Origin of the sequence: Methylomonas rapida, assembly GCF_024360925.2 — a bacterium.
Classification (GTDB): Bacteria; Pseudomonadota; Gammaproteobacteria; order Methylococcales; family Methylomonadaceae; genus Methylomonas; species Methylomonas rapida.
The window spans coordinates 3,919,120-3,944,477 of sequence record NZ_CP113517.1 but is presented as its reverse complement, the minus strand read 5'-3'; the positions used below and the strand labels follow the sequence as shown (position 1 = coordinate 3,944,477).

The window sequence follows — 25,358 nt, the reverse complement described above, 5'->3', positions numbered from 1 at the left end:
CCTCGGTTTATTCCCAGGTATGGCGGGGATAGACATCCATGATCTGTTGCGCCAGTTTGGGATAGTCTTGATCGAAATGGTGGCCGCCCGGTAATTCCAGTAATTTGGCGGCGGTGTTCTCCAGGTTCTTGCAGCCTTGATGGGTATTTTCCTCCTGGCCGTAGACGCACAGGATTTTGTCGGCCGGTATCCGCGCCAATTCCGGTGCCAGCGGCGCTTCGCCGTCTTGCTTGCCTAGCCAGCCCGAGACATGAATCTCGAAATTGGCTTGTTCGCCGGGAGCCAGTAACACCAACTGTTTGATCGCGTTTTTATCCGTGCTGGGCAGACGATTGTAGATGGCTGGCAAAATGTCGGCGCCGAAGGAATAGCCGATCAGGGCGAAGGACTTGATGCCGCGGGTATTTCGATAATAAGCCAGTGTCGTGCTCAGATCGAGCGCCGCTTGCTCGGGCGATTTGTGTTTCCAGAAATAGCGCAAGGCATCGATGCCGACCACCGGAAAACCCGCTTTGCCCATTTCTTGGGCCACGGAACGATCCAGGTCGCGCCAACCGCCATCGCCGGAATAAAACAAGGTCAGAGTCGAATAGGGTTTGTTTGCTGGCACTTCCACAATCGGCATCGGGGGCGCCGATGAATGGCTTTGGCCTAACAAATTGTTGATTTCGTCGATCGTGACTTGGGGCAATGGCGTGTCATACGGGGCAATCACGGTATCCGCATTGGGCTGCGCTCGAACGAAGACGCCGGTCTCAGCCGGCGGTTGGTCGGTCCAGGCGACGCGCCAGTGATTACGCGAGGCCCTGTCGGGCGAAAACTTCAATGTGCGGCTGGATTGATCGATCTCGAAGGGCGGACATAGATTGACGTTGTTCGGAACATGGACGGAAAAATCGATCGATAAGTAATCGGTGTTTTTGCTGGGGTAGGTCTGTGCGGCTAAAAATGCCAGCAAGGCGCCATCGCCAATGCCGCCGATGATGCTTTTTTCGTAGCCTTTGATTTCAGCCCAGTCGGCCAATTGCTGCATCGGTTCGGCTATCGCGGTGGCGTCCAGGAAATGATTGCACGAGGCTGAAAGCTCCCTGAAGGCTTTGTTACTGTCTATGATCGCCACGGCGCTACCTTGAGCGGCGATTTGTTTTGCGAGCTCTTGCAGTACAAATTGCCGGCTATTGACGAACAGCAGGCTCAAGCCGGCGGCGGCTTTATCCGGTTTGGCCACCACCACGTCGCCAAAATAGCGGGTTTTCAATTGGGTTTGCAGAGGCGGCGAGGGCAACCGATGCTTGATATGCCATAGCACTGTTATACAAAGTAAGGCGCTGGCAAGTACGATCAGTAAGGGTTGGAACGGCAGTTTCATAGTGATGTTTCCGTCTAGAAATGGACAAATTGCTTATGGAATGACGTGGCGATAGAAAATTCGTTTGGCAAGCTCTGCACTTAGCAAATACAGCAAAATGATTAAACCCAAGGTGCCTAAAATATGTAGGGGTAGTGGGCTAAAATTCAGTGCACTCGCTACCGGTGAATAAGGCAAGGCTAAGGTGATCGCGACGATCATGGTTGTGGCTAGTAAGAGGTATTTCCCAGGCCGACTAGCGAACATGGGGAAATGGCTGCGGACCACAAAGACGATCAAGGCAGCCGAGATCACCGATTCGGTGAACCAACCGGTGCGAAATTGTTCGACGGGAACCTGCAAGGTCAGTAGCACAGCGAACGTCAAAAAATCGAACAGCGAACTGATCATGCCAAATACGACCATGAACCGGCGTATGAATTGGATGTTCCAGCGCCTAGGACGGTTCAACAGGTCTTCGTCGACATGGTCAGTGGCAATGGTCATTTCTGGAAAATCAGTCAGCAGATTGGTCAGTAGAATCTGCTTGGGTAGCAGCGGCAGGAACGGCAGAAATAGCGAGGCACCGGCCATGCTAAACATATTACCGAAGTTGGCGCTGGTGGCCATGAATACATATTTCAGGGTGTTGGCAAAAGTGAGGCGGCCTTCACGAATGCCGTGCAGCAGCACTCTAAGGTTTTTTTCCAGTAGTACGATTTGCGCGGTTTCCTTGGCGACGTCCGCGGCGCTGTCTACCGATATTCCGACATCGGCGGCGTGAAGTGCGGAAACGTCGTTGATGCCGTCACCCATGTAGCCAACCACGTAGCCAGCCTTCTTCAAAGCGACGATGATGCGTTCTTTTTGATTGGGCTCTACTTCTGCGAACAGATTGAACTTAGCCACCTGATGGATCAGCGCGCTTTCACTGATGCTGCCAATCTCTCCACCGGTCATTAGCTTTCTGCCGTCCAGGCCCAATTGTTCGGCCACGGTTTCTGCTACTAAGCGATTGTCCCCGGTAATGATTTTTAGTGTCACGCCTTGTGCCTTGAGCATGGCGATGGTTTCCGTGCAGTCTGGCTTCGGAGGATCCATGAAGGTCAAAAAGCCCAGAAAACACAGGTCAGTTTCATCTGCCTTTGTTATCGTGCGGCTGCCGGGCATAGGTTTGTAAGCCAGCCCCAGCGTGCGAAAGCCTTGACTGCTGTAATCCGCATAGCGTGCCTGTATGACATCACTAACTGCGGTTATCGGTTGCCGTGAGCCGTGTTCGTCTTCAGCCTCGCTGCAGACTGCTAAAATATTGTCCAGCGCGCCTTTGCAGATCAACAAGCTAAAGCCGCCGTCCTCCACCAACATGCTCAAACGCTTGCGATGGAAATCATAGGGAATTTCGTCTACTTTGCCGTTCGGATCGACATCGAAGGTTTTGAAGTCTCTGACTGCCTGATCAATCGGGTTATTGAAGCCGGTTTCAAAATACGAATTCAAATAGGCGTAACGCGCCACTTTCTCGCTAGGTTTTCCAAAGACATCCAACGCTTGTTTGAGTTGTATTGTGCCCATTGTCAAGGTACCGGTCTTGTCGGAGCACAATACATTCATGCTGCCAAAGTCCTCTATTACAGACAGTTTTTTGACGATGACTTTTTGTTCGGCCATGCGTTTGGCACCATGGGCCAGGTTAACGCTAATAACCGCGGGCAGCAATTGCGGCGTCAACCCTACCGCCAAGGCTAGCGCAAAAAGAAACGACTCCATGACCGGTTTGTCGAGATAAACGTTGACGGCAAAAATCAGTATTACCAAAATCAGCGTCACTTCCATCAACAAATAACCAAAACGGCGTATGCCACGCTCGAATTCGGTTTCCGGCGCCTTGAGATTGATGCGCTCTGAGAGTTTGCCGAATTCGCCACGGGTTCCTGTTGCCACCACCAGTGCCGTGGCGCTGCCGCTTTGCACGTGCGACCCCATCCAAAGACAATTGTGGCGCTGGCTCAAACTCACGCCAATGGCAATATCACCGGGTGATTTTTCGGCGGGATAGCTTTCGCCAGTCAGTATCGCTTCATCAACGAACAGATTATCAGTCGTAAGTAATCGGCAATCGGCAGGGATGATGTCGCCGGCTCTCAGAGTCACTATATCGCCCGGCACCAAATGCTCGGCTGGCAACTCTGACTGAACGCCATCGCGTAACACGGAGGATTGGATTTGCACCAGGGCCATGAGCTTGCCAACCGCATCCGCAGCGCCTTTTTCCTGCCAGAAGCCGAGCAACGCGCTGATCAAGATTATGCCGAGTATGATCAATGCATCCAGCTTGTCGTGCAGATAAAACGACAGCAGCGTGGCACATAACAAAATCAGGATAATTGAGCTTTTGAATTGACCTAGCAGCAACTGCCAAGCTGTGACGGCGTGGTGATCGCGCAAACGGTTGTGACCGTAGAGTTTCAGACGGTGTTCGGCTTCTTGTTGGGATAGTCCCTGCGCCTGGCTTTGCAGTTGGGTGAACAAGGCGGGGAGCGGTATGTGCCAAAACGGTGCAGTCGGTTTGGTTTCTAGGCGTTTGATTGACATGACAAGCTCCCCCTCGACATTTAAAAGCGGCCCTAATATCGGCTATTACGATAGAACCACATTTGGTAAAGGCTTAACAGGATTTGTACCCCCATCGACAGCCCCATCAATGCACCGCTCAATACCACGACATAAGCAAATTGGGCAACATGCTTGGTAATGAACCAAGACAGCACGTCCAACAGCATGGCCACGAACGGGATCACCACGGCGATGCGCTTGACGTAAATGTTCATGTCGCACAGCAGGAAGATTTTGCCGATGAAATACAAAATGAAGGCAATGCCGAACAAGTGGATGTGGGACACTCTGACCAAGGCCGGTAAGGTCGCCCCTCCGGCATTTGCCACTTCGGCGACGCCGGCGTAATGAGTCAGGTCCGGCAAGGAAGGATTCTCGCCGGGGTTGTGGCAGTGCGTGCAGTCGCGGTTCAGGATCGGCGCGATGTCTTGCTGATAACCCGTTTCTTCCGCGCCCTCTTGTATCCATTTCAAAATCACTTCCTTGTCGCTCTTGTATTTCAAATTCGGTTCCATGATGCCGTTGATCGCCGAACCCAGCCGGGTTTGGTTATTGGAGCCGTGATACATGATGACGATGTCTTCTATCGAAAGTCCGGGCTTGCCGTCCCTGCCTTGGTGGGTGTAGACCATGTTGATCAAGGCCATCAGGTAAGCCAGGCCTATGGTCAGCAGGAACACGGTATTCAAAATCCGTTCGCTGGTGGAAATATCGCAAAAGCGTTGATAGCGATGGGGTGCTTGCATGGTGTTTGGATTTTCCTATCAAAAAAGACCGGCACCTCGGTGCCGGTCAGGCGGGAGGCGACTATGAAACGGTGAGGCACAGCATAGTCACACGACAGTCGTTAAAACGTCAGCCAGGCATTGAAATACAAGGGTTTGTTATTCGAAGCATTGCGGCTCACGATGTTGGTGCGTGGCAGCCGGAGTTTGTCAAAAGTTGACGAACACCGAAGCCATTGCCAAATGCCGCATGGTGGCATTTTCATGCTTGGCGTCATCGACAATCTGGTTCAGATAGCCCATTTCGGTGCGCACGTTTTTGTTGAAACTCCAGCCTAACCCCGCAAAAGCGCGGTTTTGATCGAAACCGGATTTGCCGCCCCATTCGGTGGTATTGACCCGGTAAAACGCTTCGTCCCAGGCGATCAGGCTCAGACGCGGCTCGAATTCGAAAGGGTGCATGAATTTGATCATTTGCCGCGGGCGTTCGCGCAGTTGGTCGCCGCGCAAAAAGTTGGTCTCCCACATCGTGCGGAAGGTGAAGGTGCCGATGTCGGTTGGCAACACATAACGAAACGCCGGCCAGATGTCTTGTTGAGCAATGTAATCCTTGCCAATGTTTTGCGTCGGCAGCCAGGTATAGCCGGCCCAAATCGTGGCGCGGTCGCTCAGTGAGTAACCTGCTGCCGCGCGAACCATGCCTTGATACCAGTGGCTCCAGTCACCGTCGAAACGCGATTGACCTTCCAGCCAAATGCGGCCATTTTTCAGCGAAGGATCGATGAACTCCATGCTGCCTTCGGTGACGGCTTGCAGCCAGGCGCCGGAGTCTTCGGTAAGGTCGTCGGCGGACACTGGGATGGCAAAAACGGATAGCATCGCCAAAACCCACAGGCGCAATAAGGGTGTTGCAAGAGTCGCAGGCATATCGATCTCCAGGAAATTGGTAACTGACTGGCTTTAGCCGGTGGCCGCTTGCGGCGATGTGGCCGTTAGCTGAGAGCAACGCCCATACCAGCCGTAATACAGGGCAAAAGCCACCAAAAAAACCAGATAACCCGACCATAAAATGTCGGAAAGGTAATGACCACCGGCGGTCATCCGGGTCAATCCCAGCGTCCCGGCCAGGCCTAACGTCAAAATCAAGCAAAGCGCCTTATAGTTTTGTGCCAGAAAATACAAGCCAAAGAAGGCGTAACCCACCGAGCAATGCCCGCAAACGAAGGATTTGTCCGGGGTTTGGCCGACTTTCAACGGCGGAACATAATCGTATTTCCCGCCAAATTCCTTGGTGTGAACCGGCCGGGGACGCCCCCAGTGGTCTTTCACCACCAGATTCACCAAGATGCCGGGTCCCAGCGCTATCACCAGCAGGATATAAAGAGCTTGGCGTCTGAATATGCGGGCATCGTCATGGATATGGCTGGCCAGGTACAGCAGGAAGGCCAGGATGCCGGCGCCCACGGTGAAGGGAAAAGCATAGTCATAGAGTGCCTTCCACAGCCACCAATGTTGTTCGGGCCAGACGTCGCGCACTAGCTCCGGGTGGTAAAACAGCGTCGCCGCCTTGTGATCCAGGTCGGTAAACCAGAACAACAAGGTGGTCGATAAGGTCAGGGACAGCCATGTCAGCAATTCGTAGTGGCAGCGCAGCAAGATCATGATGCGGCTTCCTTACAATACGATTTTGCGTCTGGCGGACAAATGGTGAGCCGAATAACGCTCATGGTTGTCCAGACCGAGGATTTCGCAGTGGCCGCCGGCCTGGTTGTAGTCTTCCGCGAAGTGATGGATGAATTCCATCACCGTATGGTCGATCAAGTCGGTCTCCGAAAGATCGAAGAATACGTTTTGGCCCGTGGGAAAGTCCGCCAATAAACTTTTCAAGGTGATGAAATTGGAGAATACCGCCGCACCCGATACTTCGATGTGATAGGTGTCGTCATCGGTTTGATGTACGTGGTAGGCCATCGAAAAAGCGTTGCTCAATTTCAGGCCGCGGCTGAGATGGATGCCCAGTTCGACCACGATGCCGATGGCCACGCCGACCAGTAAATCCGTCGCCAACACACCCAGAATGGTAATCACGAATACCGCGAAATGATCGACGCCAACGGCCAGGGTTTTGGCGAATTCCTTAGGCGATGCCAAGCGAAAGCCGGTGAACACCAGCAGTGCCGCAAGCGCTGTCAATGGAATCTCGTGGATCAACTTCGGAAACAAGGCCACGAAAATCAACAGGAATAAACCATGGAAAAAGTTGGCCCAGGCGGTTTTGGCGCCGTTGTTGATGTTGGCCGAGCTACGGACGATTTCCGCGATCATCGGCAAGCCGCCGATCATGCCGGCGATCAGGTTGCCAATGCCGACGGCGGTCAGGTCGCGGTTCAAATTCGAATTGCGTTTGTAAGGGTCCAGTTTGTCGACCGCCGAGGCACTGAGCAAGCTTTCCAAACTGCCGACCAGCCAGATGGTCAATACCGCCAACCAGAATTCGGAGGTAGCAATTTTGGAAAAGTCAGGCCAATAAAAGCCGGCCAGGAAGTTTTGTGGCACGGCTACCAAAAACGCAGGGCCGACGGTGAATTCGTGATGCGGCAGGATTTCCGCATTTGGTAAAAACAGGTATTGGTGGCTATGGTCCAAATCGAAATATTGGCCGAGCGCCAAACCGGTCAATACCACCAACAGCGGCGCCGGGATCATCTTCAGGGTCGGGTGTTTGATCAGCGACCAGGCAATCAGCAACAGCAAGCCGATCCCTCCGATCAAGGACACTTCGGGGTTGAGGTTGAGCAATGAGTGCGGAATCTCGGCGATGGTGCCCAGCAGGGATTGGGCTTCCGGCTTCACGCCGAGCAAGGTATGAACCTGCTTGGCCATGATGATGATGCCGATCGCCGCCAGCATGCCATGTACGACCGAAGACGGGAAAAATGCGCTGAGCTTGCCGGCCTTGAAAATGCCCAGCAAAATTTGCAATACGCTGGCTACGACGATGGCGGCCAAGGTGTAACGGTAGCCCGCCATCGCATCGCCCTGGCCCAGCGATTGCACCGCATCGACGATCACTACGATCAAACCGGCCGCCGGGCCGTTGATGGTGACATAGGAGCCGTTGATACGCGACACCACCACCCCGCCGATGATGGCGGTGATGATGCCGGACATTGGCGGGAAGCCGGATGCCATCGCGATGCCCAGGCACAAAGGCAGCGCGATCAAAAACACCAGAAAGCCGGATAGCAGATCGCTACGCCAGTTTTCGAGCAAGCCGGGAAGCCCGGTTTTGGGAAGAGCAGCTATCGATGGAGTGGACATGGTTTTTCTCTGCAACAAAGGAAAACCACAGTAAAGCCAAAAGCATGCCATTTTTTGTGAACCTTGATCTGTAAGGCTTGGCACGCGATTTCAGGTGAATTTCAACCACGATTCAGGCGCTCGCCGGGGATCATTCAACCAAGCGTCTGGTTGTTTTAAACCGTATGGTCGCCAGCGGACAAAATCAAACCGGATATTGAGGGAGAGGGCGAACGGAATTTAAAGTGCTCAAGTGATTTTTTCAGGATTAAGAACCGATGGATGAAATCCAGAAAAAGGAACTATGAACTGCATTCCAAAAGCGTCAAGATCCGGTCGAAATTGTAATCCTCGATCAGCCCTTTGAGCAGATCGGCTTCGGCGGGAAAATCTGCACGTAAACGTTCAACCATGGCTTGGGCCGCTTCCACGTCCAGCATGATGACCATTTCTTTCAATTCGTGCCGTAACTCGCTGGGCAACGCATTCAGATGGGGGAGGTCGTCGATGTTTATCGGGGCATTCGGCTTGGCATATTCAAAATGCAAATCGAGGATACGGCCAATGGTTTCGAACAATACTTGAGCTTCGACGGGTTTGCTGAGCATTTCGTTACACCCTGCGGCAATCACCGTACTTTTGTCCTCCTCGAAGGCCGAGGCGGTCAGCGCCACAATCGGTACCGAGTCCCCGCCTGGCAGGGCGCGGATGATGCGGGTGGCTTCATAACCATCCATTTCCGGCATGCGCATATCCATCAATATCAGCTGAGGCTGCAAACTTTGGAATAATTCGACACCTTCACGGCCGTTGCTGGCAATCGAGACTTCACAGTCGATTTGCTTGAGCATTTCGGCGGCCACCCGCTGGTTGTCCGGGTGATCCTCTACCAGCAAGATATGCGGAGAGGGCTGGCCTGGCATCAGACCGATGATGCGGTCACCGGTTGCATTGGCCAGCGGTGCGACGGGCTGCAAGGGTATCGTGAAATAGAAACGGCTGCCCTCGCCCAACGTGCTTTCAACCTGCAATTCACCGCCCATCAGACTCACGAAATTACGGCTGATGGCCAGTCCCAATCCCGTGCCTTCGCCCTTGGCGATCCCGAATTCGGTTTGGTAAAAAGGATGAAAGATTTGTTCCTTTTCTCCCGTTGCGATACCGGGCCCGGTGTCGATGACCTCGAAACGGATGTCCTGTCCAGCGCCTGGGGTGACGATGAGGCCGACCTGGCCGTGTTCGGTATATTTGACCGCATTGCTCAGCAGGTTGATCAACACCTGCCGTAAATGATGGGCATCACCAAGTACAAAGGTTGGTAGATTTTCGAAACAGTCGACGAAGAACGTCAAACCTTTTCCCTTGGCGCGAGTCCTGATCATTTCTTCGACCATGTTCAGCGTCGCCAGCAAGTTAAACGCTTCCTTGACGGTGGTGGTTCGCCCGGCCTCGATGCGTGAAATTTCCAATACATCGTTGATCAGGGCCAATAAATGGTTACCGGAACGATTGATCGTGGCAATATTGCGCTGCTGATCTTCCGGAATGCGCGGGTCACGTTCCATGAGCTGGGTAAAGCCCAAAATTGCATTCAGCGGCGTGCGCAACTCATGCGAAACATTCGACAAGAACAAGGTTTTGGAACGACTCGCGGCTTCAGCGGCGTTCTTGGCTTCGACCAACTGGGCTTCCGCCTGCTTGCGCACGGTAATGTCGCTGACGAAACAGATAAACCGGGCCTTGCGGTCGTCTGCCTCCGCCTGATAGTAGTAAGTCACGCTGATTGGAATGATGTGTCCGTCTTTATGACGCACTATCGTTTCGATGGTGGCCGCGATCGCTTCGCGCATGTGTTCAAAGCGCGCTTGGAAATTTTCCAGGGTAAAGTTAAGATCGATGTCGATAACGCGCAATTGCTGCAATTCGGCGGGCGTGTAACCAAATAATTGCGCGCCGTAATCGTTGACGTAGAGGAAACGGGCGCTGGCAAAATCCACCCAATGAATGCCGATACCGGCCTTGTCCATGGCAAACTGGGTGTCGGACAAGCGGGCGTTGCTCTGCAGCAATTCTGCCGTGCGTTGCCGCACTTCCTGTTCAAGATGATCCTTGTAGCGCCTGAGCTCCGCTTCGATTTGCTTGAGCTCGGAAATGTCGGTCGAAATGCCGCACAGCGCATAAATCGAGCCATCATCCTGCCGCAAGGGCAGTTTGACCGTTAAATAGTGAGTGAGTCGGCCCGTTTTCAGGTCGATATTGGCTTCCTCGCAGCGCAGGACTTCTCCGTCATCCAGCACTCGTCTATCATTGCCATGTATTTGCCGCACGGTCTCGGTTGCAAAGAAGCATTCATCGCCTTGTCCGATGATGTGCCTCAGCTCGGCTCGAAACAAATCGCGCGTCCGGCGGTTGGCATAGGTATAACGCCCCGCGATGTCTTTCAGATAAATGAAGGCATCGACATTGTCCAGAATCGTGGTTAGCTTGGCTTCGCTGGCCCTGCTTTGTTTTTCCGCCGCGATCCGCAGTTTGGTTTCCAGCTTCAACGCCAGATAGCTTTGATACAGATTGATCAACAAGCCCGCCATGACCAAGATGTAACTGAGCTTTTTCAACAAATGAGCGACATTGAATTCGGTATCATTCAAATGCGTGGAAAAGGGCATGAAGGTAGTTTGCGTTGCCAGGCCCACGATCAACGACAACACCAGCCAATGCTCAAAATCGTTCCGGGGCCATAAGCCTTTACGCAAATAACCGATCAGCGCGCATAAAAAAAACAGCGCCGGGGCAAAATCGTAAGGCCTTGGAATCGGCCAATCCGGTTCCGTTGCCGCCGGCAGCGGAAACAAGGCAAAGAACAGAAAGCAGGTCAGGGTGGCCAACCCCGTGACCCAGAAAATGAGAACCGTTCTATGCCGGTAATCTGGATCATGGCGGTGTTTGTACCAGAGCCACCAACTCATGAACAACATCACCGATAGAAACAAGCGCGACGCAAACCAGCTCCAGGGCACCAGATGCGGATAATCGGAAGGCATATACGGCAAGAAGAACGCCGATGTCACCACGGTATGGTAGGCATCAAGAAAACCCGTTCCCAGAAAGGCCGTACCAATATAGAGAAACTGACTGTCGCGCTGGCTGAAATAGCGGATCAGCGCCAGAATGCCGACCAAAAACGCCAACAGCGTCGCCAGCGACTCCATCACGGTATGCAGCGACTGACTGCCTTGCCAATCGGCATCGCGAAGGCCATAACTGGCCAAAAGCAATGCCAATACCAAAAGCAGATAACTATCCCGACGATTGATCAAATAAGTAGCTGCGCGCATGCTGATGAAAATTCAAACGGATGATCCTGCATTGTATATGAGGATATCCCCAACTTCAGAAGAAGGAATTTCTTGACCAACAAATTGATGCGAACGGATGACTCAGCGTTATATATCAAACCTGACTTGCAAACCACATGTTTCATTCCCCTATCGTTCATGAAGGCTGTGCATCGCCCCGGCAAATGAAAGATCTAGCTGTAGGAGCGACGCATGGTCGCGAATTGAAGCCATTTATCGCGACTGTGCGTCGTTCCCACAATGACTTTCAGAGTAAAAGCTTCAGTGCGCGGAGTCCTTTCGTGCCGAGTCCTTCGGGTTAGGCTTGGGGCGAACGGAGTTTGAAATGCTCAACTGATTATTTGGGATCATTCAGCATGTTAGGTTTATGAGTGAGCCGACAAGGTGAGACTATCCAGATTCAACCGGTCAGCCTGGTTTAAATCAACCAATGTCACCTGAAACTCTAGCTGGCGTGTTGGTGCGCAGCCGATACGGCGCGGCTTGCAGTCATTTGGCATGCCATGTGCTGAAGTGGAAAGCGAAGGGCCTAGAGTCCAGCGCGATTTTCCGATTATTCAGATTGCCTATTGCGAAGATGTCCCACTCTCAAAGTCATATTTCAACCAACGGCGGCATCGATCTCGATGCCATCATTGTTCATATCGCCCATTGGTTGCCTAGCCAGGGGCCGATCAAGGATTTCATTCATCACAATACGCTGCATGCGGTGCAGGATCATCCTTTCCATGAGGGAGTGGCGATAGCGGCTAAAGTATTCGGCGCCAAGAGTTATCTGCCGCTGACTGATTATTTGCAACGCTATCACGAAGGCCGCATCAATGACCGGGCCCTAGATTGGGCTATCGCTCAGGCCGGTGTTGGCGCCGAGGAAGAGCGGGTATTGCGGGCGGAATTGTTCGAGCCCGATCATCATAGCCATTATCCACCGTTGTCGCTGGCCAACCACGGTATTCGTAGCGCCTGGCTGAATTACTTGGAACTCGATCTGAACGCCTTGGTGCATCCCGTCATGTTTCGCCTGTTGAGCAATTTCCTCGACCAGGGCATCAGTCGCTGGGCGTTGCCGAAGCCCGGCGAAAATTTTTGGGATTGCGTGTTGCGTTTGGTGCAAAACAGCCTGTTGCCGTTGTACCCCTTTCATCAAGCGTTGGTGCGGGACATGCTGGATCAAGGCCCCGAGCAGGTTATCCGGAACTGTCTGGATAAAATAGTCGGCGACCCGAGTTTGTATGCCCAGTATTTGTTGGAAGTGTTGCTGGCGCACCCCGGTTGGTCAGGCATGGTGCGCATCATCGAAACCCAGCCCCAGGCTTTGCTTGCGCCGCGTTCGATTTCGTTGAAGCAATTGTTGGCGGTGGAATTGGCTTGTGAGCTGGCTTTTCTGGATAAAAAGCGCGGGCACAGATTCATCAAAATTGCCGACTTGCCTAATTTGCAGGCGATCCCGTTGCTGGAGCGCGATGCCGTCAAGCCGCAAGTGCCATTAAAAATGCGGGTTTGGCATGAGGCGATGGAATGGTCGCTGCACTCCGAGTTGTTGGAAGCCTTGCGCAGGCAACCGCCGGCGGTACTAGGCCGTGCTCAGGCGGCCAAGGTGCAGGCCTTGTTTTGCATAGACGATAGGGAATGCTCGTTGCGACGTTATCTGGAAGAACTCGACCCAGGCATCGAAACCTTCGGCGCGCCGGGCTTTTTCGGCATCGATTTTCTCTATCAAGGCTTGGATGATGTGTATCCCGTGGCTCAATGCCCGGTGGTCATCAAGCCCAAGCATCTGGTTCTCGAATCCAACGGCAAGGCCAAGGTGGAGAAAAAACACAATGGCGACAAACTGTCTGACCTGCATTTTGGCGCGCATTCCATGTTTCGGGGCTGGCTGTACACGCAAACCATAGGTCTGGCCTATGCCTTGCGTCTGGGTTGGAGTGTGTTGCGGCCGAGTGGGCAGTTGCCGGGCATCCAAAGCTTGAGCGAGGTTGATGCGCATGGTCATCTGCATTTATTGCGCGAGAGTGATGAGCCGAATGAAGAGGGCTATTTGCTGGGCTTTTCGCTGTCCGAAATGGCCGATCGGGTTGGCAGTCTGCTACGGAATATTGGGTTGATCAAGGATTTCGCACCGTTGGTGCTGGTGGTCGCCCATGGCTCCAGCAGCGTCAACAACCCGCATTTTGCTGCTTACGACTGCGGTGCTTGTGCCGGCAAGCCCGGTGCACCGAATGCCCGCGCCTTTGCCTGGATGGCCAACCATCCGTCGGTGCGGGCGATTTTGCGCGAGCGCGGCATCGATATACCCGAAGGTACGCATTTCGTGCCGGCGCTGCATAACACCAGCCGCGATGAAATCAGTTATTTCGATCTCAACGATCTGGATAAAACTACGCGTACGGCCTTGCATGAATTTCAACACACCATGCAGCATGCCTTGCAGCGCAATGCCCGCGAGCGTTGCCGCTGGTTCGAATTGGGGCCGAAGTCGCCGGATAATCAGGAGGCCCACAGCCACGTGATGGCTCGCGCTTCCTCGATTTTCGAGCCGCGTCCCGAACTCAACCATTCCAACAACCTGTATAGCGTGGTTGGACGGCGCAGTTTGACCCGGCACCTGTTTCTGGACCGGCGCTCATTTTTGCAGTCCTACGATCCTCTGAGCGATGGCGACGGCGCTATTTTGGCCAGGGTGTTGTCGGCGGTGATTCCTGTTTGCGGTGGCATCAATCTGGAATATTTGTTCTCGCGCATCGACAACTCGGTGTACGGTGCTGGCACCAAGCTTCCGCACAACGTAATCGGTTTGCTTGGCGTCGCCAATGGTGTGGAAGGCGACTTGCGCACCGGCTTACCGTCTCAAATGATTGAAGTGCATGAACCGGCCAGGTTGTTGCTGGTGGTGGAGCAAACCACCGCGATCGTCGATAAGGCGGTCGCGCAGCTTGGCGCTTTGCGGGAATGGTTGGACAACGAATGGATCCGCTTCGTGGCGTGCGACCCGGTGAGTCACGCATTGTTTTTGTATAGCCATAACGGTTGGCAAGCCGCTGAGCCGGCCACCGATCATCCGCTGCCGGCCGCCAGCCGGTCGGAAAAAATCATCGTGGGGCAGACCCGAACCATACCGGTGCATCAATTGGAAAGGAGATTGGCATGAGTGTGTTTTTATTGGCCTGTGTATTGTTGCCCTTGTTGGGGTTTTTGTTGATATTTTTCAGCCCCGACAATGAGCATCGCATTGCCGCCATCAGTCTTTGGCTGACGCGGTTAAAGGGGGTCGCGGTGCTGGGGCTGCTGACATTTTGGGCGGCCAGCGGCTTTGAGAATTACGAGTATCAGTGGTGGGTGCTGTACGAGCACGACGATTATCAGTTCCCGGTGCTGTTTTTCCTGGATAGGGTCGGCGCGGCGTATTTGTTCGTGGTTTGGACGGTGTTTTCGGCGATCGTCAAATATTGCCGGGTTTATCTGCACCGTGAAACGGGTTACAAGCGCTTTTTCCAGGCCATTTTCGGTTTTGCCTTTGGCTTGAACCTGATCGTACTGGCCGGCAGTATCGACATGCTGTTCGCGGGTTGGGAAATCGTCGGCATTTCGTCGTTCCTGTTGATCGCGTTTTACCGGCATCGTCCTCAGCCGGTTCGCAATGCGCTGCGCGCTTACACGATCTACCGTTTTTGCGATGTCGGCTTGTTGATGGGTACCTGGATGAGCCATTTGCTGTTTCATGACAGCCAGAATTTCAGCCGGCTGCTTGCGATGTTCGAGAACCAGACCATACCGCCTACGGGTTATGCCGCGCTGTCGTTGTTGTCCTGGCTGATCATCTTGGCGGCGTCCGGCAAGTCGGCGCAATTTCCGTTCTGTTTCTGGCTGCCGAGGGCGATGGAAGGGCCGACGCCGTCCAGCGCGATTTTTTACGGTGCCTTGTCCATCCATTTGGGCGTGTTTTTATTGCTTAGAACCCTGCCGATCTGGAGTTACAACGTCCTGCCGCGGCTGATCGTGTTGAGCATTGGCGTATTGACGGTGTTCGTGGCCTCGCTGGCAGAAAAAACCCAGTCCAATATCAAAGGCCAAATTGCCTATGCATCGATTGCCCAGGTGGGGATCATGTTCGTCGAGTTGGCATTGGGATTGGAAGGCTTGGTATTGCTGCATTTCATGGGTAATGCATTCCTGCGTTGCTACCAGTTACTGGTGTCGCCGTCCATCGTCGCCCACTTGTTGCGGGTGGCGGGCAATGTCAACAGCGATTTTTATATCAAAAACAACGAGAAACTGACCTTTTTACCGCCATCGATTCGGGATTCCTTGCCGGAGGTGTTGCAAAACACGTTGTATGTCTTTGCCTTACAGGAAGGGCAGTTGGAATTGCTGGTGCGCAAGATTTTATGGGAGCCGCTGAAAAAACTCGGCAACCAAATCAATGCCTTGAGTTTGTGGGTCAAGTGGGTCACGGCTATCGGTTTGCTGACGATTGTCGTGATGGGGCCAACGGGCGCCGGCGGCATGGACAAGACCTATTTGGCCATGCCGGTATCGTTGGCGATGGCACTGGTGTCATTGAGTGCGTTCAGCAACAAACACAGTCCCTTTCAGGTTTGGCACGGCATAACCTCGAGCAGCGTGTTGGCCGGTGTCGCCGTCTGGTTGATGGCACCGCATGCAGGCGCCGATGTGATGCTGTTTCTCAGCGGTATTGTGCCGTCCTGGTTGCTGGGCCTGGTGGCATTGCGGATGCTGTTGCGAAACGCCGATTTTGCCGCGGCCCCTTTTGTCTATCGGGCTTTTGCCGAAACCCGGCCGGGTTGGTCGCTGATCTTGTTCTTGGGATTTCTCGGTTTGGCCGGTTTTCCGATCACGCCAGCGTTTCTTGGCGAGGACTTGTTGCTGTCGCATGCCAGTAGTCAACATCCCTGGTTTGCGCTGCCCATCATGGTTTCGTTCGTGATCAATGGTATCGCCGCCGCCAGTATATTTTTGCGCTTGTGCATGGGGCGGCCGGTCGAGCTGAGGCAAGCAAACTGCTAAACTGCGGCTTTGTTTTTCCATGGACTGAAACATGACCGATAAATCCCAGTCGCTGGCCATCTATGGCTGGCTTTCGATCGCCGCGGCCCTGGTCACGATAGCCTTGAAGAGTTATGCCTATTGGTTGACGGGGTCGGTCGGTTTATTGTCGGATGCGTTGGAATCTTTGATTAATCTAGTGGCGGCCGTCATCGTATTGATCGTGTTGAGCATTGCGGCTAGGCCGCCGGATGACGGTCATGCTTATGGTCACGAGAAAATCGAATATTTTTCCAGCGGCGCCGAAGGCATCATGATTTTGTTGGCGGCGGTTAGCATCGCGTTTACCGCCTGGGAGCGGCTATGGCATCCGCAGCCCTTGCAGCAACTGGATGTGGGCATAGCCATTTCCGTGCTGGCGTCATTGATCAATTTGATCGTGGCGCGGATTCTAATCGGTGTGGGCCGTCGGCGGCAATCGATCACACTGGAAGCCGACGGCAAGCATTTGATGACCGATGTCTGGACCACGGTGGGCATCCTGGTCGGTATCGCGCTGATCGTCGTCGCCAATCGCCTGGAGCCGGCGCTGGCTTTGGCAAAGCGTTTGGGGATGTCGGGGTGGGAAATCCTCGATCCGATTATCGCTATTGCCGTGGCGTTGCATATCGTATTGACCGGCTTGCATTTGATTCGGCGTACCGTGTCGGGCTTGATGGATGCCGCCCTGCCCGCGGAGGAACTGGCCGAGATCGTCGCGGTCTTGGAGCAATTCGTGGCCTCGGAGCGGATTGCATATCATGCCTTGCGTACCCGTTATGCCGGCGCCCGGCGTTTCATGTCGGTACACGTGCTGGTGCCCGGGGACTGGAGCGTGCAGCGCGGCCACGATCTTTTGGAAACCATAGAACGACAGATCAGCCAGCGCTTCGATACCATCGATATCGATACCCATTTGGAGCCCATCGAGGATGCGGCGTCCTGGCGGCATTAATCGCCTGTTAAGCCTCGATCAAGCGTAAATTCAGCTCGCGGGCGCGGCCTTCGTTGATCTTGAAACAACGCATCTCCAGCACGCCTTTGGTGTTCAATGAAATGATCAGATGCAAAGCCTCGGGGTAGCTGGCTTGTTCCAGATCGGTGGGCGAGGGTTCGGCCGGCGCGCTGGGGTGGGAATGATAAATTGCGAACAGTTTTTGGCCCGCATCGCGCATTTGTTTCATCGCGCTGATTTGCTCGCGCGCATCCAACAGAAAACGGTTTTCCGGGGTGTCGGCACCATTGCTGACCGGATAGCAGTTCACCGGCTGGCCATTGGCGTCGGCGCCGATCAGGCCGCAAACTTCGGCGGACGGCGACTGTTGCGCCAGGTGCAGTAACTGATGGGTTAGTTTACGTGGTAAACAAATTTCGTCGGTGTTCATGTCGGTTTCCATAGTCCTGAAGTCACGCGGGGATTGCCGCCCAAATCGCTGTGCGTTTTGACCTGGCGGTAGTTCAAGGCCGTGAAGATGGCCTGTACTGGGTTTTGCTGATTGTAGCCGTGTTCGATTAACAAATGTCCGCCGTTTTTTAAATGCTGGCGCGCTTGTTCGGCAATCAGACGGATGTCATGTAAGCCGTTTTCCGGGCTGACCAAGGCGCTTTGCGGTTCGAAGCGGACATCGCCTTGCTTTAGATGCGGGTCGCTGTCATCGATATAGGGCGGATTACTGATGACGAGATCGAAGTCCCGATCGCTCACGTTATCGAACCAATGTGATCGTAGCAAATGCACATTGCCGGTTTTGAGTTGCTCGGCATTCTCCTGTGCCACTTGCAAGGCCGCCGGGCTGATGTCGGTGGCGATTACGCTGGCCAAAGGCCTTTCCGCGGCCAATGTGATCGCCAAAATGCCGGAGCCGGTGCCGAGATCGATGATCTTGCTGGCTTGCTGGGCCGGTAAGAGGTCGAGGCTGAGTTCGATCAACAATTCGGTGTCGGGCCGCGGAATCAACACGTCCGGGCAGACTTTGAAAGTCCGCGACCAGAATTCGCGCTGCCCGGTCAGGTAGGCGACCGGCGTGCCGTGCCTGCGTTGCGCTATCAGTGCCTGGAACTGCGCTATTTGCGCGGGGCTTGGGCAATGTTGCGGCCAGGTGCGCAGAAACGTGCGGGTTTTTTGCAAGCAATGACACAGTAGCACTTCGGCATCCAGTAGCGCGGTTTCCGAGACCGCAGATAACGCTTGACCGGCTTGAGCCAGCAAGTTTTGGATCGAGTCCGCGCTAGGGTTCGCCGAATCAGGCATTGCCCAATTGTGTCAGCAATTCCGCCTGATGCTCGTGGATCAAGGGTTGAATCACGTGTTCCAGGCCGCCTTCCATGATTTCTTCCAATTTGTACAAGGTCAAGTTGATGCGGTGGTCGGTCAAGCGGCCTTGCGGGTAATTGTAGGTGCGAATGCGTTCGGAACGGTCGCCGCTGCCGACTTGCAAGCGGCGGCTTTCGGATTGTTCGGCTTGCTGTTTTTCCTGTTCAGCGGCCAACAAACGCGCTTGCAATACAGACATCGCGCGAGCGCGGTTTTTGTGCTGCGAGCGTTCGTCCTGACATTCGACGACCACGCCGGTCGGAATGTGGGTGATGCGGATAGCAGAATCGGTCCGGTTGACGTGCTGGCCGCCGGCGCCGGAGGCGCGGTAGGTATCGATGCGCAGGTCGGCCGGGTTGATGTCGATTTCGTCGACGCTGTCGACCTCCGGCATGATCGCGACGGTGCAGGCCGAGGTATGCACGCGGCCTTGCGATTCGGTTTCCGGTACGCGTTGCACCCGGTGGGTGCCCGATTCGAATTTCAATTGCGAATACACGTTTTGCCCGCTGATGCGCATGATGACCTCTTTATAGCCGCCATGCTCGCCGCGGTTTTCATTGATGATTTCTACGCCCCAGCCTTGACGCTCCGCATAGCGTTGATACATGCGCGCCAGGTCGCCGGAAAAAATCGCCGCTTCGTCCCCGCCGGTGCCAGCCCGTACCTCCAGGAAGATGTTGCGGTTGTCGTTGGGATCTTTGGGTAATAACAGAATTTGCAATTCCTGTTCGAGTTGCTCGCGTTTTTCTGCGGCGGCGGCGATTTCCTCTTTCGCCATTTCCCGTAATTCCGGGTCGCTGTCCTTGGTCATTTCCTGGGCCGATTCCAGATTGGCTTGGTTGTCCTGATAGGCTTTGTAGCAGGCGACGATAGGCTCGATTTGCGCGTATTCCTGGCTTAGGCTGCGGAATTGGTTCTGGTTGTTCTGGACTTCCGGCTGCGTCAGCAGGGCGGTGATTTCCTCGAAGCGTTCGCCGAGGTTTTCCAGTTTGGTTCTGATCGAGGGTTTCATTGGGCAATTTATAATTTGAAAATTTCGCGCGAGGCGGCGATTAAGTCATGGCGTTCGTTGGCGCCGGCCTCGCGCAATTGCGCGCAAGGGGTGTGAATCAGTTTGTTGGTCAATGTGTGGGCCAGACGTTGCAGCACTTCGTCGGCCGCGGTGCCGCTGTTCAGTTGAGCCAGGGCTTTTTGCAGCACTTCGTCGCGGGTGATTTCCGCCTGCTGGCGAAAGTCACGGATGGTTTCCTGCGCGCCTTGTGAACGCAGCCAGGCCAGGAAATGTTCGACCTGGGTGTCGATGATTTCCTCGGCTTGCTCGGCGGCGCGGCGGCGCGAATCCATGTTTTGGTTGATGGTGTTTTGCAGGTCGTCGACGGTGTAAAGATACACGTCGCGCAATTGCTCCACTTCGGCTTCGATGTCGCGAGGCACGGCCAAATCGACCATGAACATCGGTTTGTGCTTGCGTATCTTGATTGCGCTTTCGACACGCCCCTTGCCGAGTATCGGCAAGGGGCTGGCGGTGGACGAAACCACGATGTCGGCTTCGGCTAGATGCGTGGGTATTTCCGATAGCGCGATCGCATAGCCGTTGAATTGCGTGGCCAAGGCATGCGCCTTGTCATAGGTGCGGTTGGCGATGATGATGCGGCCTATGCCGTGTTGATACAGATGACGGGCGGTCAGTTCTATGGTTTCCCCGGCGCCAATCAGCAAGGCGGTTTGTTCGGACAGTTTGTCGAAAATCTGTTGCGCCAGTTGCACGGCGGCGAACGCCACCGAAACCGGGCTGGAGCCTATGGCGGTGTCGGTGCGTACTTTTTTCGCGGCGGAAAACGTATGCTGAAACAGCTTGCTGAGGTTTTTGCCTAGCGTGCCGGCTTGATAGGCGGCCTGATAGGCGGTTTTCATCTGTCCGAGAATTTGAGGCTCGCCCAGTATCATGGAATCCAGGCCGCATGCCACGCGGAACATGTGTCGGATGGATTGGCTATCCGTGTAGCTGTACAAATAAGGGGTAAACTCGGTGGTCTTGAGCGCCTTGGTCGCCGCGATCCAATCGATCAGCGGTGCTTGGTCGTCGTTTTCCGTATTGCAATAAAACTCGGTGCGATTGCAGGTGGATAGGATCGCCGCTTCGGAAATGCTGCCGACATTGCGCAGGTTTTTCAAGGTGTTATCGAGCATGTCCGCGGGAAACGCAAGGCGCTCGCGGATCGAAACCGGCGCTGTGTTGTAATTTATCCCTACCGCAAGAAGAGTCATTATCTGGAAACGAGAGCCCATTAAAATAGGCTTATTTTAAGTAATGCATTGTTTTTGTCCAAATAGAATGCGTCGATAGTCTGAACTAATGGAATTTTCTGATAATCTATGTCACCAAATCTTACCAAACCAGGTCGTTTGAATTGCATGAAAAAATGGATAGGTGCAGCACTATTTTGTTCTTTGTCGAGTTGCGCGATTGCGCCGGAAACGACAACAGAAACTGAATCCAAAATTACGCCTCAAGAAGCCTTGGCGCCTCGCGTCAACAAGAACACGGTTATCGATGAGGAAGTGCTGTATCTGTTGATGGCAGCGGAACTGGCCGGGCAGCGAAGTCAATACGATTTGGCGCTGGACGCCTATCTGCAAGCGGCCAAACGGGTGGATGATCCCAGAATCGCGGAACGCGCCGTCAAAATCGGCATGTTCCTGAAGGATGAAAAACGCACGAGCGAGGCGTTAGAGATTTGGTTGTCCAAGGATCAGCAAAATTTGTCGGCAAGAAAATTTGCGGCTTTGCTGGCGATCAAAAACGGTGACCGCAAGGCGGCAGCCGATAATTTGGATGCTATTTTTCAAGAAGATCCGGCGGGCTTCGAAGGTGGCATGCTGGAAATGCTGAAATTGCTGGAAAAGGAAGGGCGTACGCGGTTCATTTACGACGTGCTCGAGGATTTGATTCAACTGCATCCCGATCAATCCAGCTTATTGTTTTTGCAAGCAGTGGTTGCATCGATTTTGCAGGACAATGAGTTGGCTCAACTGAAGATTAGCCGAGTGCTGGAACTGCAGCCGGATTGGAACAAGGCGATTATTTTTCAGGCGCAATTGGCTGGTCGTAGCGGCGATATGGCGAAGGCGAGAGAGTATCTGGAAAAGGCCGTCAGGCAGGCGCCCGATGACCGGCAGCTGAGAAAGATGCTGTTGGAGGTCATGGTGAATACCGGTGCCTTCGATGATGCGATTAAGCTTTGCCAATCGGTATTGGAAGAGACGCCGGATGATGGTGAAACGCTGTTTACGATTGCGCTGATCTATATGCAGCAAAACCAGTTGGACAAGGCCGATAATTATCTGGAGAAGTTGCTGAACAATCCCGAATGGGAAGGTCAGGCCAGTTTTTATCTGGGCAAGATCGAAATTGAGCAGCAACGTCCGGATAAGGCATTGAAGTGGTTCGATCGTGCGGGGGCTAGTGGCTATGGTTTTGATGCCGATATGGCCGCCATGTCCGTGCTATTGAATCAGAAGCAATTGGATGAGGCTGAAGCGCGCATCAAAAAAATGGATGGCAAATATCCGGATCAGCATCTGCGCATCATGATGATGAAGGCGGAGCTTTACAATCACTGGGATAAGTATCAGGAAGCCTACGATGTGTTGACGCTGGCATTGAAAGATGCGCCCGAAAGTCGAGATGTTTTGTATGCGCGGGCCTTGATCGCCGAAAGGTTGGATAAATTGGATGTCGTCGAGTCTGATTTACAGAAGATCTTGGCAAAAAATCCGGATGACGTCGGTGCGCTGAACGCGTTGGGTTATACCTTGACGGACAGGACGCAGCGCTATGCCGAAGCCGAGCAATATTTGCTCAAGGCGTTGAGTTTGCAGCCTGACGAAGCGGTAATCATCGATAGTTACGGATGGTTGCTGTTCAAGCAGGGTAAGCATGATTTGGCGCTGGAATATTTACGCAAAGCCTATGAAAAACAGCGGGAAAATGAAATTGCCGCTCACATTGCCGAAGTGTTATGGGTGATGGGTAAAGAAAAGGAGGCAAAAGAGTTTTTTGATCCTATTTTTAAAAAATTTCCGGATGATGAATATCTGTTGAAATTTAAAAACCGCTTTTTGCCTGCCGACTTATGATGCGGCAAATCGCAATTTTATGTCTACTGTTGTTGAGTGCTTGTTCCATGGTGCCGGAAAAGCCGCTCGAGGATTATCAGCTGGGGCAAATGCAGCATTTGCAGCAGAAAAAGCAATGGGCTTTTGAGGGGCGTCTGGCTTTGGTCGATGAAAAAGATTCGGTTTCCGTTTCTATTGCTTGGCAGCATGATGAGGCACGAGATGACATTGAATTGGTGGGGCCCCTTGCGCAAGGCCGGGTGAAGATTTCGGTTACGGCCGGGAGGGTCGAGGTCGATGACGGTGAGACTCGAAATGTGTATTACGGAGAGTCTGAACGAGTCGTTGCCGAACAATTGGGTGTGGATATGCCGGTTAATGCCTTAAAATTTTGGGTGTTGGGGGGTAATGCGCCGGAACAGACTTTTGTCGAGCAGCCGGGGGGGTTCTACCAGGATGGCTGGCTGGTTCGCTACCGGGAGATGCAAAAAGTTGGTGAATGGCTGTTGCCGAAAAAAATGACAGCAGAAAAAGACAAGGCAAGAATTAAACTAATTGTGGATCAGTGGAATTTTCCGTGACAACGAGAATGGATTTTATGGCTGGATGGGGCGAAAGATGGCCTGCGCCGGCAAAATTGAACTTAATGTTGAGGATTACCGGTCGCAGGCCAGATGGCTATCATCTGTTGCAAACGGTGTTTCAAATGCTCGATCTATGCGATTGGTTGACGTTTCATCCGGTTGATGATGGCCGTGTGACTCTGCGAAATCCAATCTCCGGCGTTCCAGAGCAGGATGACTTGACTGTTCGGGCGGCTAATTTGTTGAAGTCTCATACCGGCTGCGTGCGCGGAGTTTGTATCGATATCGAGAAAAATCTGCCTATGGGTGGTGGTTTGGGTGGTGGAAGTTCCGATGCCGCTACAACCTTGGTAGTTCTAAATCGGCTTTGGGGCTTGGGCTTGTCGAAGCGTGAGTTGATGGATTTGGGCTTGAGGCTTGGTGCCGATGTGCCTGTGTTTGTGTTTGGTTGTTCGGCCTGGGGCGAAGGTGTGGGCGAGGATTTGCAGGCAATAACGTTGCCGGAACAATGGTTTGTCATCATTAAACCGGATTGCCATGTGAATACTGGAGAAATTTTTTCTGCAGAAAATTTGACAAGGAATAGTGCAGTCATTACAATGAGCGACTTTCTTGCAGGGGATAATCGGAATGATTGTTCGGAAGTAGTTTGCAAGTTATATCGGCCGGTGAAAGACGCAATCGATGCGTTGTCATTCTATGCGGAAGCGAGATTGACGGGGACCGGTGCATGTGTGTTCGCTCAGTTTTGTAACAAGGAAGATGCTGAGAGTGCGTTAGAAGGATTGAAAGATCGGTGGCTGGTGTTCTTGGCTAAAGGCTCGAATCAGTCTGCGCTCTACAAGAAATTAGAACAGGGATGAGTCAAATCAGTTTATTGGGCTGTCGCCAAGCGGTAAGGCACGGGGTTTTGATCCCCGCATACCTAGGTTCGAATCCTAGCAGCCCAGCCATATCTCTACACAAACAAATCCTCGGGAGTCCTTGAATGCGTGATGCTTCGATAATGGTATTTTCGGGTAATGCCAATAAGGCATTGTCTGAGGGTATTGTGAGGAAGCTCAACATGCGCCTGGGTATGGCGTCGGTTGGTCGCTTCAGTGATGGTGAGATATTTGTAGAAATCGAGGAAAACGTTCGGGGTCGGGATGTGTTCGTGGTGCAGCCCACGTGTTCTCCGACGAATGAAAACCTGATGGAATTGCTCGTGATGATCGATGCCTTAAGACGGGCATCGGCGGCGCGTATAACCGCGGTAATACCTTATTATGGATATGCGCGGCAGGATAGAAGATCGAGGTCGGCTAGGGTGCCGATTACCGCCAGGCTAGTGGCCGATATGATAGGTCAGGCCGGCGCCGACAGGGCGTTGACCGTGGATTTGCATGCGGATCAAATTCAGGGTTTTTTTGGAATCCCTGTGGATAATGTTTACGCATCGCCAATTTTATTGGGTGATGTTTGGCGGCAAGAATATGAAAATTTGATTGTCGTGTCCCCTGATGTGGGGGGGGTTGTGCGGGCTAGGGCGCTTGCGAAGCGTCTTGGGGATGCGGATCTGGCGATCATAGACAAGCGTCGTCCCAGGCCAAATGTGTCTGAGATCATGCATATCATCGGTGATGTCGAAGGGCGGACCTGCGTGATGGTGGATGACTTGGTGGATACGGCAGGTACCCTGTGTCACGCTGCTTCGGCATTAAAGAAGCATGGTGCGCTTAAAGTGGTTGCTTATTGTACTCATCCGGTTTTATCGGGTGCGGCGGCCGATAATGTCAGAAATTCAGTGTTGGATGAATTAGTAGTGACGGATACGATTCCGCTGACCGATGAATTGAAATCCATAGGAAAAATTAGGCAGTTGAGTGTCGCTGAGATGCTGGCTGAAACGATACGGCGGATAGCTGTTGGCGAGTCTGTTAGCTCGCTTTATGTAGATTAGTTTATAAC

The 25,358-nt window shown here is 53.3% G+C and carries 18 protein-coding genes and 1 tRNA gene; 8 read left to right on the top strand and 11 right to left on the bottom strand.

Annotated elements, in window-relative coordinates; translation table 11 throughout:
- Positions 1-7: 7 nt before the first annotated feature.
- The 7 genes from NM686_RS18610 to NM686_RS18580 all read right to left on the bottom strand — a co-directional run bounded on the left by NM686_RS18610 (position 8) and on the right by NM686_RS18580 (position 11,321).
- Positions 8-1,369: a virulence factor family protein gene (locus NM686_RS18610; RefSeq protein WP_255189322.1), complete on the bottom strand. Its 1,362-nt coding sequence runs from the start codon at positions 1,367-1,369 to the stop codon at positions 8-10.
- Positions 1,370-1,402: 33 nt separating this feature from the next.
- Complete coding sequence (gene mgtA / locus NM686_RS18605) at positions 1,403-3,940, bottom strand: magnesium-translocating P-type ATPase (protein ID WP_255189321.1); 2,538 nt, start codon at positions 3,938-3,940, stop codon at positions 1,403-1,405.
- Between the two features lie 32 nt (positions 3,941-3,972).
- Entirely contained in the window at positions 3,973-4,707 is a 735-nt protein-coding gene (locus NM686_RS18600; protein WP_255189320.1) for a hypothetical protein, read from the bottom strand.
- 189 nt (positions 4,708-4,896) lie between these two features.
- A complete protein-coding gene (locus NM686_RS18595; RefSeq protein ID WP_255189319.1) occupies positions 4,897-5,613 on the bottom strand; it encodes a DUF2490 domain-containing protein in 717 nt (238 codons plus the stop codon).
- A 33-nt stretch (positions 5,614-5,646) separates the two neighbouring features.
- Positions 5,647-6,348 carry a phosphatase PAP2 family protein gene (locus NM686_RS18590; RefSeq protein WP_255189318.1) on the bottom strand — a complete coding sequence of 234 codons (702 nt, stop codon included), beginning with the start codon at positions 6,346-6,348 and terminating at the stop codon, positions 5,647-5,649.
- Positions 6,349-6,360: 12 nt separating this feature from the next.
- On the bottom strand, positions 6,361-8,007 hold the full coding sequence (locus tag NM686_RS18585; RefSeq protein WP_255189317.1) for a SulP family inorganic anion transporter: 1,647 nt from the start codon (positions 8,005-8,007) through the stop codon (positions 6,361-6,363).
- Positions 8,008-8,288: 281 nt separating this feature from the next.
- Positions 8,289-11,321 carry an ATP-binding protein gene (locus NM686_RS18580; RefSeq protein WP_255189316.1) on the bottom strand — a complete coding sequence of 1,011 codons (3,033 nt, stop codon included), beginning with the start codon at positions 11,319-11,321 and terminating at the stop codon, positions 8,289-8,291.
- A gap of 598 nt (positions 11,322-11,919) precedes the next feature.
- Between NM686_RS18580 and NM686_RS18575 the strand changes: the two genes are divergently transcribed.
- Genes NM686_RS18575 through NM686_RS18565 form a run of 3 tightly spaced genes read left to right on the top strand, consistent with a single transcriptional unit; the run spans position 11,920 to position 17,343 of the window.
- The gene (locus NM686_RS18575) at positions 11,920-14,493 is read left to right on the top strand and encodes a YbcC family protein (RefSeq protein WP_255189315.1); all 2,574 of its coding nucleotides are present in this window, start codon (positions 11,920-11,922) and stop codon (positions 14,491-14,493) included.
- Positions 14,490-16,370, top strand: coding sequence for a proton-conducting transporter transmembrane domain-containing protein (locus NM686_RS18570; protein ID WP_255189314.1), 1,881 nt, complete (start codon positions 14,490-14,492; stop codon positions 16,368-16,370). Before NM686_RS18575 ends, NM686_RS18570 begins: the two co-directional genes overlap by 4 nt.
- Before the next feature lie 31 nt (positions 16,371-16,401).
- Complete coding sequence (locus NM686_RS18565) at positions 16,402-17,343, top strand: cation diffusion facilitator family transporter (protein WP_255189313.1); 942 nt, start codon at positions 16,402-16,404, stop codon at positions 17,341-17,343.
- Between the two features lie 7 nt (positions 17,344-17,350).
- Here NM686_RS18565 and NM686_RS18560 read toward each other — a convergent pair whose 3' ends face one another.
- Genes NM686_RS18560 through hemA form a run of 4 tightly spaced genes read right to left on the bottom strand, consistent with a single transcriptional unit; the run spans position 17,351 to position 20,973 of the window.
- Positions 17,351-17,773 carry a Mov34/MPN/PAD-1 family protein gene (locus NM686_RS18560; protein WP_255189312.1) on the bottom strand — a complete coding sequence of 141 codons (423 nt, stop codon included), beginning with the start codon at positions 17,771-17,773 and terminating at the stop codon, positions 17,351-17,353.
- A complete protein-coding gene (gene prmC / locus NM686_RS18555; protein ID WP_255189311.1) occupies positions 17,770-18,639 on the bottom strand; it encodes a peptide chain release factor N(5)-glutamine methyltransferase in 870 nt (289 codons plus the stop codon). The genes NM686_RS18560 and prmC overlap by 4 nt, the downstream gene beginning before the upstream one ends.
- Positions 18,632-19,717, bottom strand: a complete 1,086-nt coding sequence (gene prfA, locus NM686_RS18550; RefSeq protein WP_255189310.1) for a peptide chain release factor 1 — start codon at positions 19,715-19,717, stop codon at positions 18,632-18,634. The genes prmC and prfA overlap by 8 nt, the downstream gene beginning before the upstream one ends.
- An 8-nt stretch (positions 19,718-19,725) precedes the next feature.
- Positions 19,726-20,973 carry a glutamyl-tRNA reductase gene (gene hemA, locus NM686_RS18545; protein ID WP_255189309.1) on the bottom strand — a complete coding sequence of 416 codons (1,248 nt, stop codon included), beginning with the start codon at positions 20,971-20,973 and terminating at the stop codon, positions 19,726-19,728.
- A 147-nt stretch (positions 20,974-21,120) separates the two neighbouring features.
- On the opposite strand from hemA, the gene NM686_RS18540 reads away from it, so the two are divergent.
- The 5 genes from NM686_RS18540 (at position 21,121) to NM686_RS18520 (ending at position 25,350) form a co-directional block, all read left to right on the top strand.
- The gene (locus tag NM686_RS18540; RefSeq protein ID WP_255189308.1) at positions 21,121-22,845 is read left to right on the top strand and encodes a tetratricopeptide repeat protein; all 1,725 of its coding nucleotides are present in this window, start codon (positions 21,121-21,123) and stop codon (positions 22,843-22,845) included.
- Positions 22,842-23,405 (top strand): lipoprotein insertase outer membrane protein LolB, encoded by a 564-nt coding sequence (gene lolB, locus NM686_RS18535; protein ID WP_255189307.1) that lies wholly within the window; start codon positions 22,842-22,844, stop codon positions 23,403-23,405. The genes NM686_RS18540 and lolB overlap by 4 nt, the downstream gene beginning before the upstream one ends.
- A gap of 8 nt (positions 23,406-23,413) precedes the next feature.
- Entirely contained in the window at positions 23,414-24,271 is an 858-nt protein-coding gene (gene ispE / locus NM686_RS18530) for a 4-(cytidine 5'-diphospho)-2-C-methyl-D-erythritol kinase (RefSeq protein ID WP_255189306.1), read from the top strand.
- A gap of 15 nt (positions 24,272-24,286) precedes the next feature.
- Positions 24,287-24,361: transfer RNA gene (locus NM686_RS18525), tRNA-Gln, on the top strand.
- Between the two features lie 35 nt (positions 24,362-24,396).
- Positions 24,397-25,350, top strand: a complete 954-nt coding sequence (locus NM686_RS18520; protein ID WP_269021889.1) for a ribose-phosphate diphosphokinase — start codon at positions 24,397-24,399, stop codon at positions 25,348-25,350.
- The last annotated feature ends 8 nt before the right edge of the window (positions 25,351-25,358 follow it).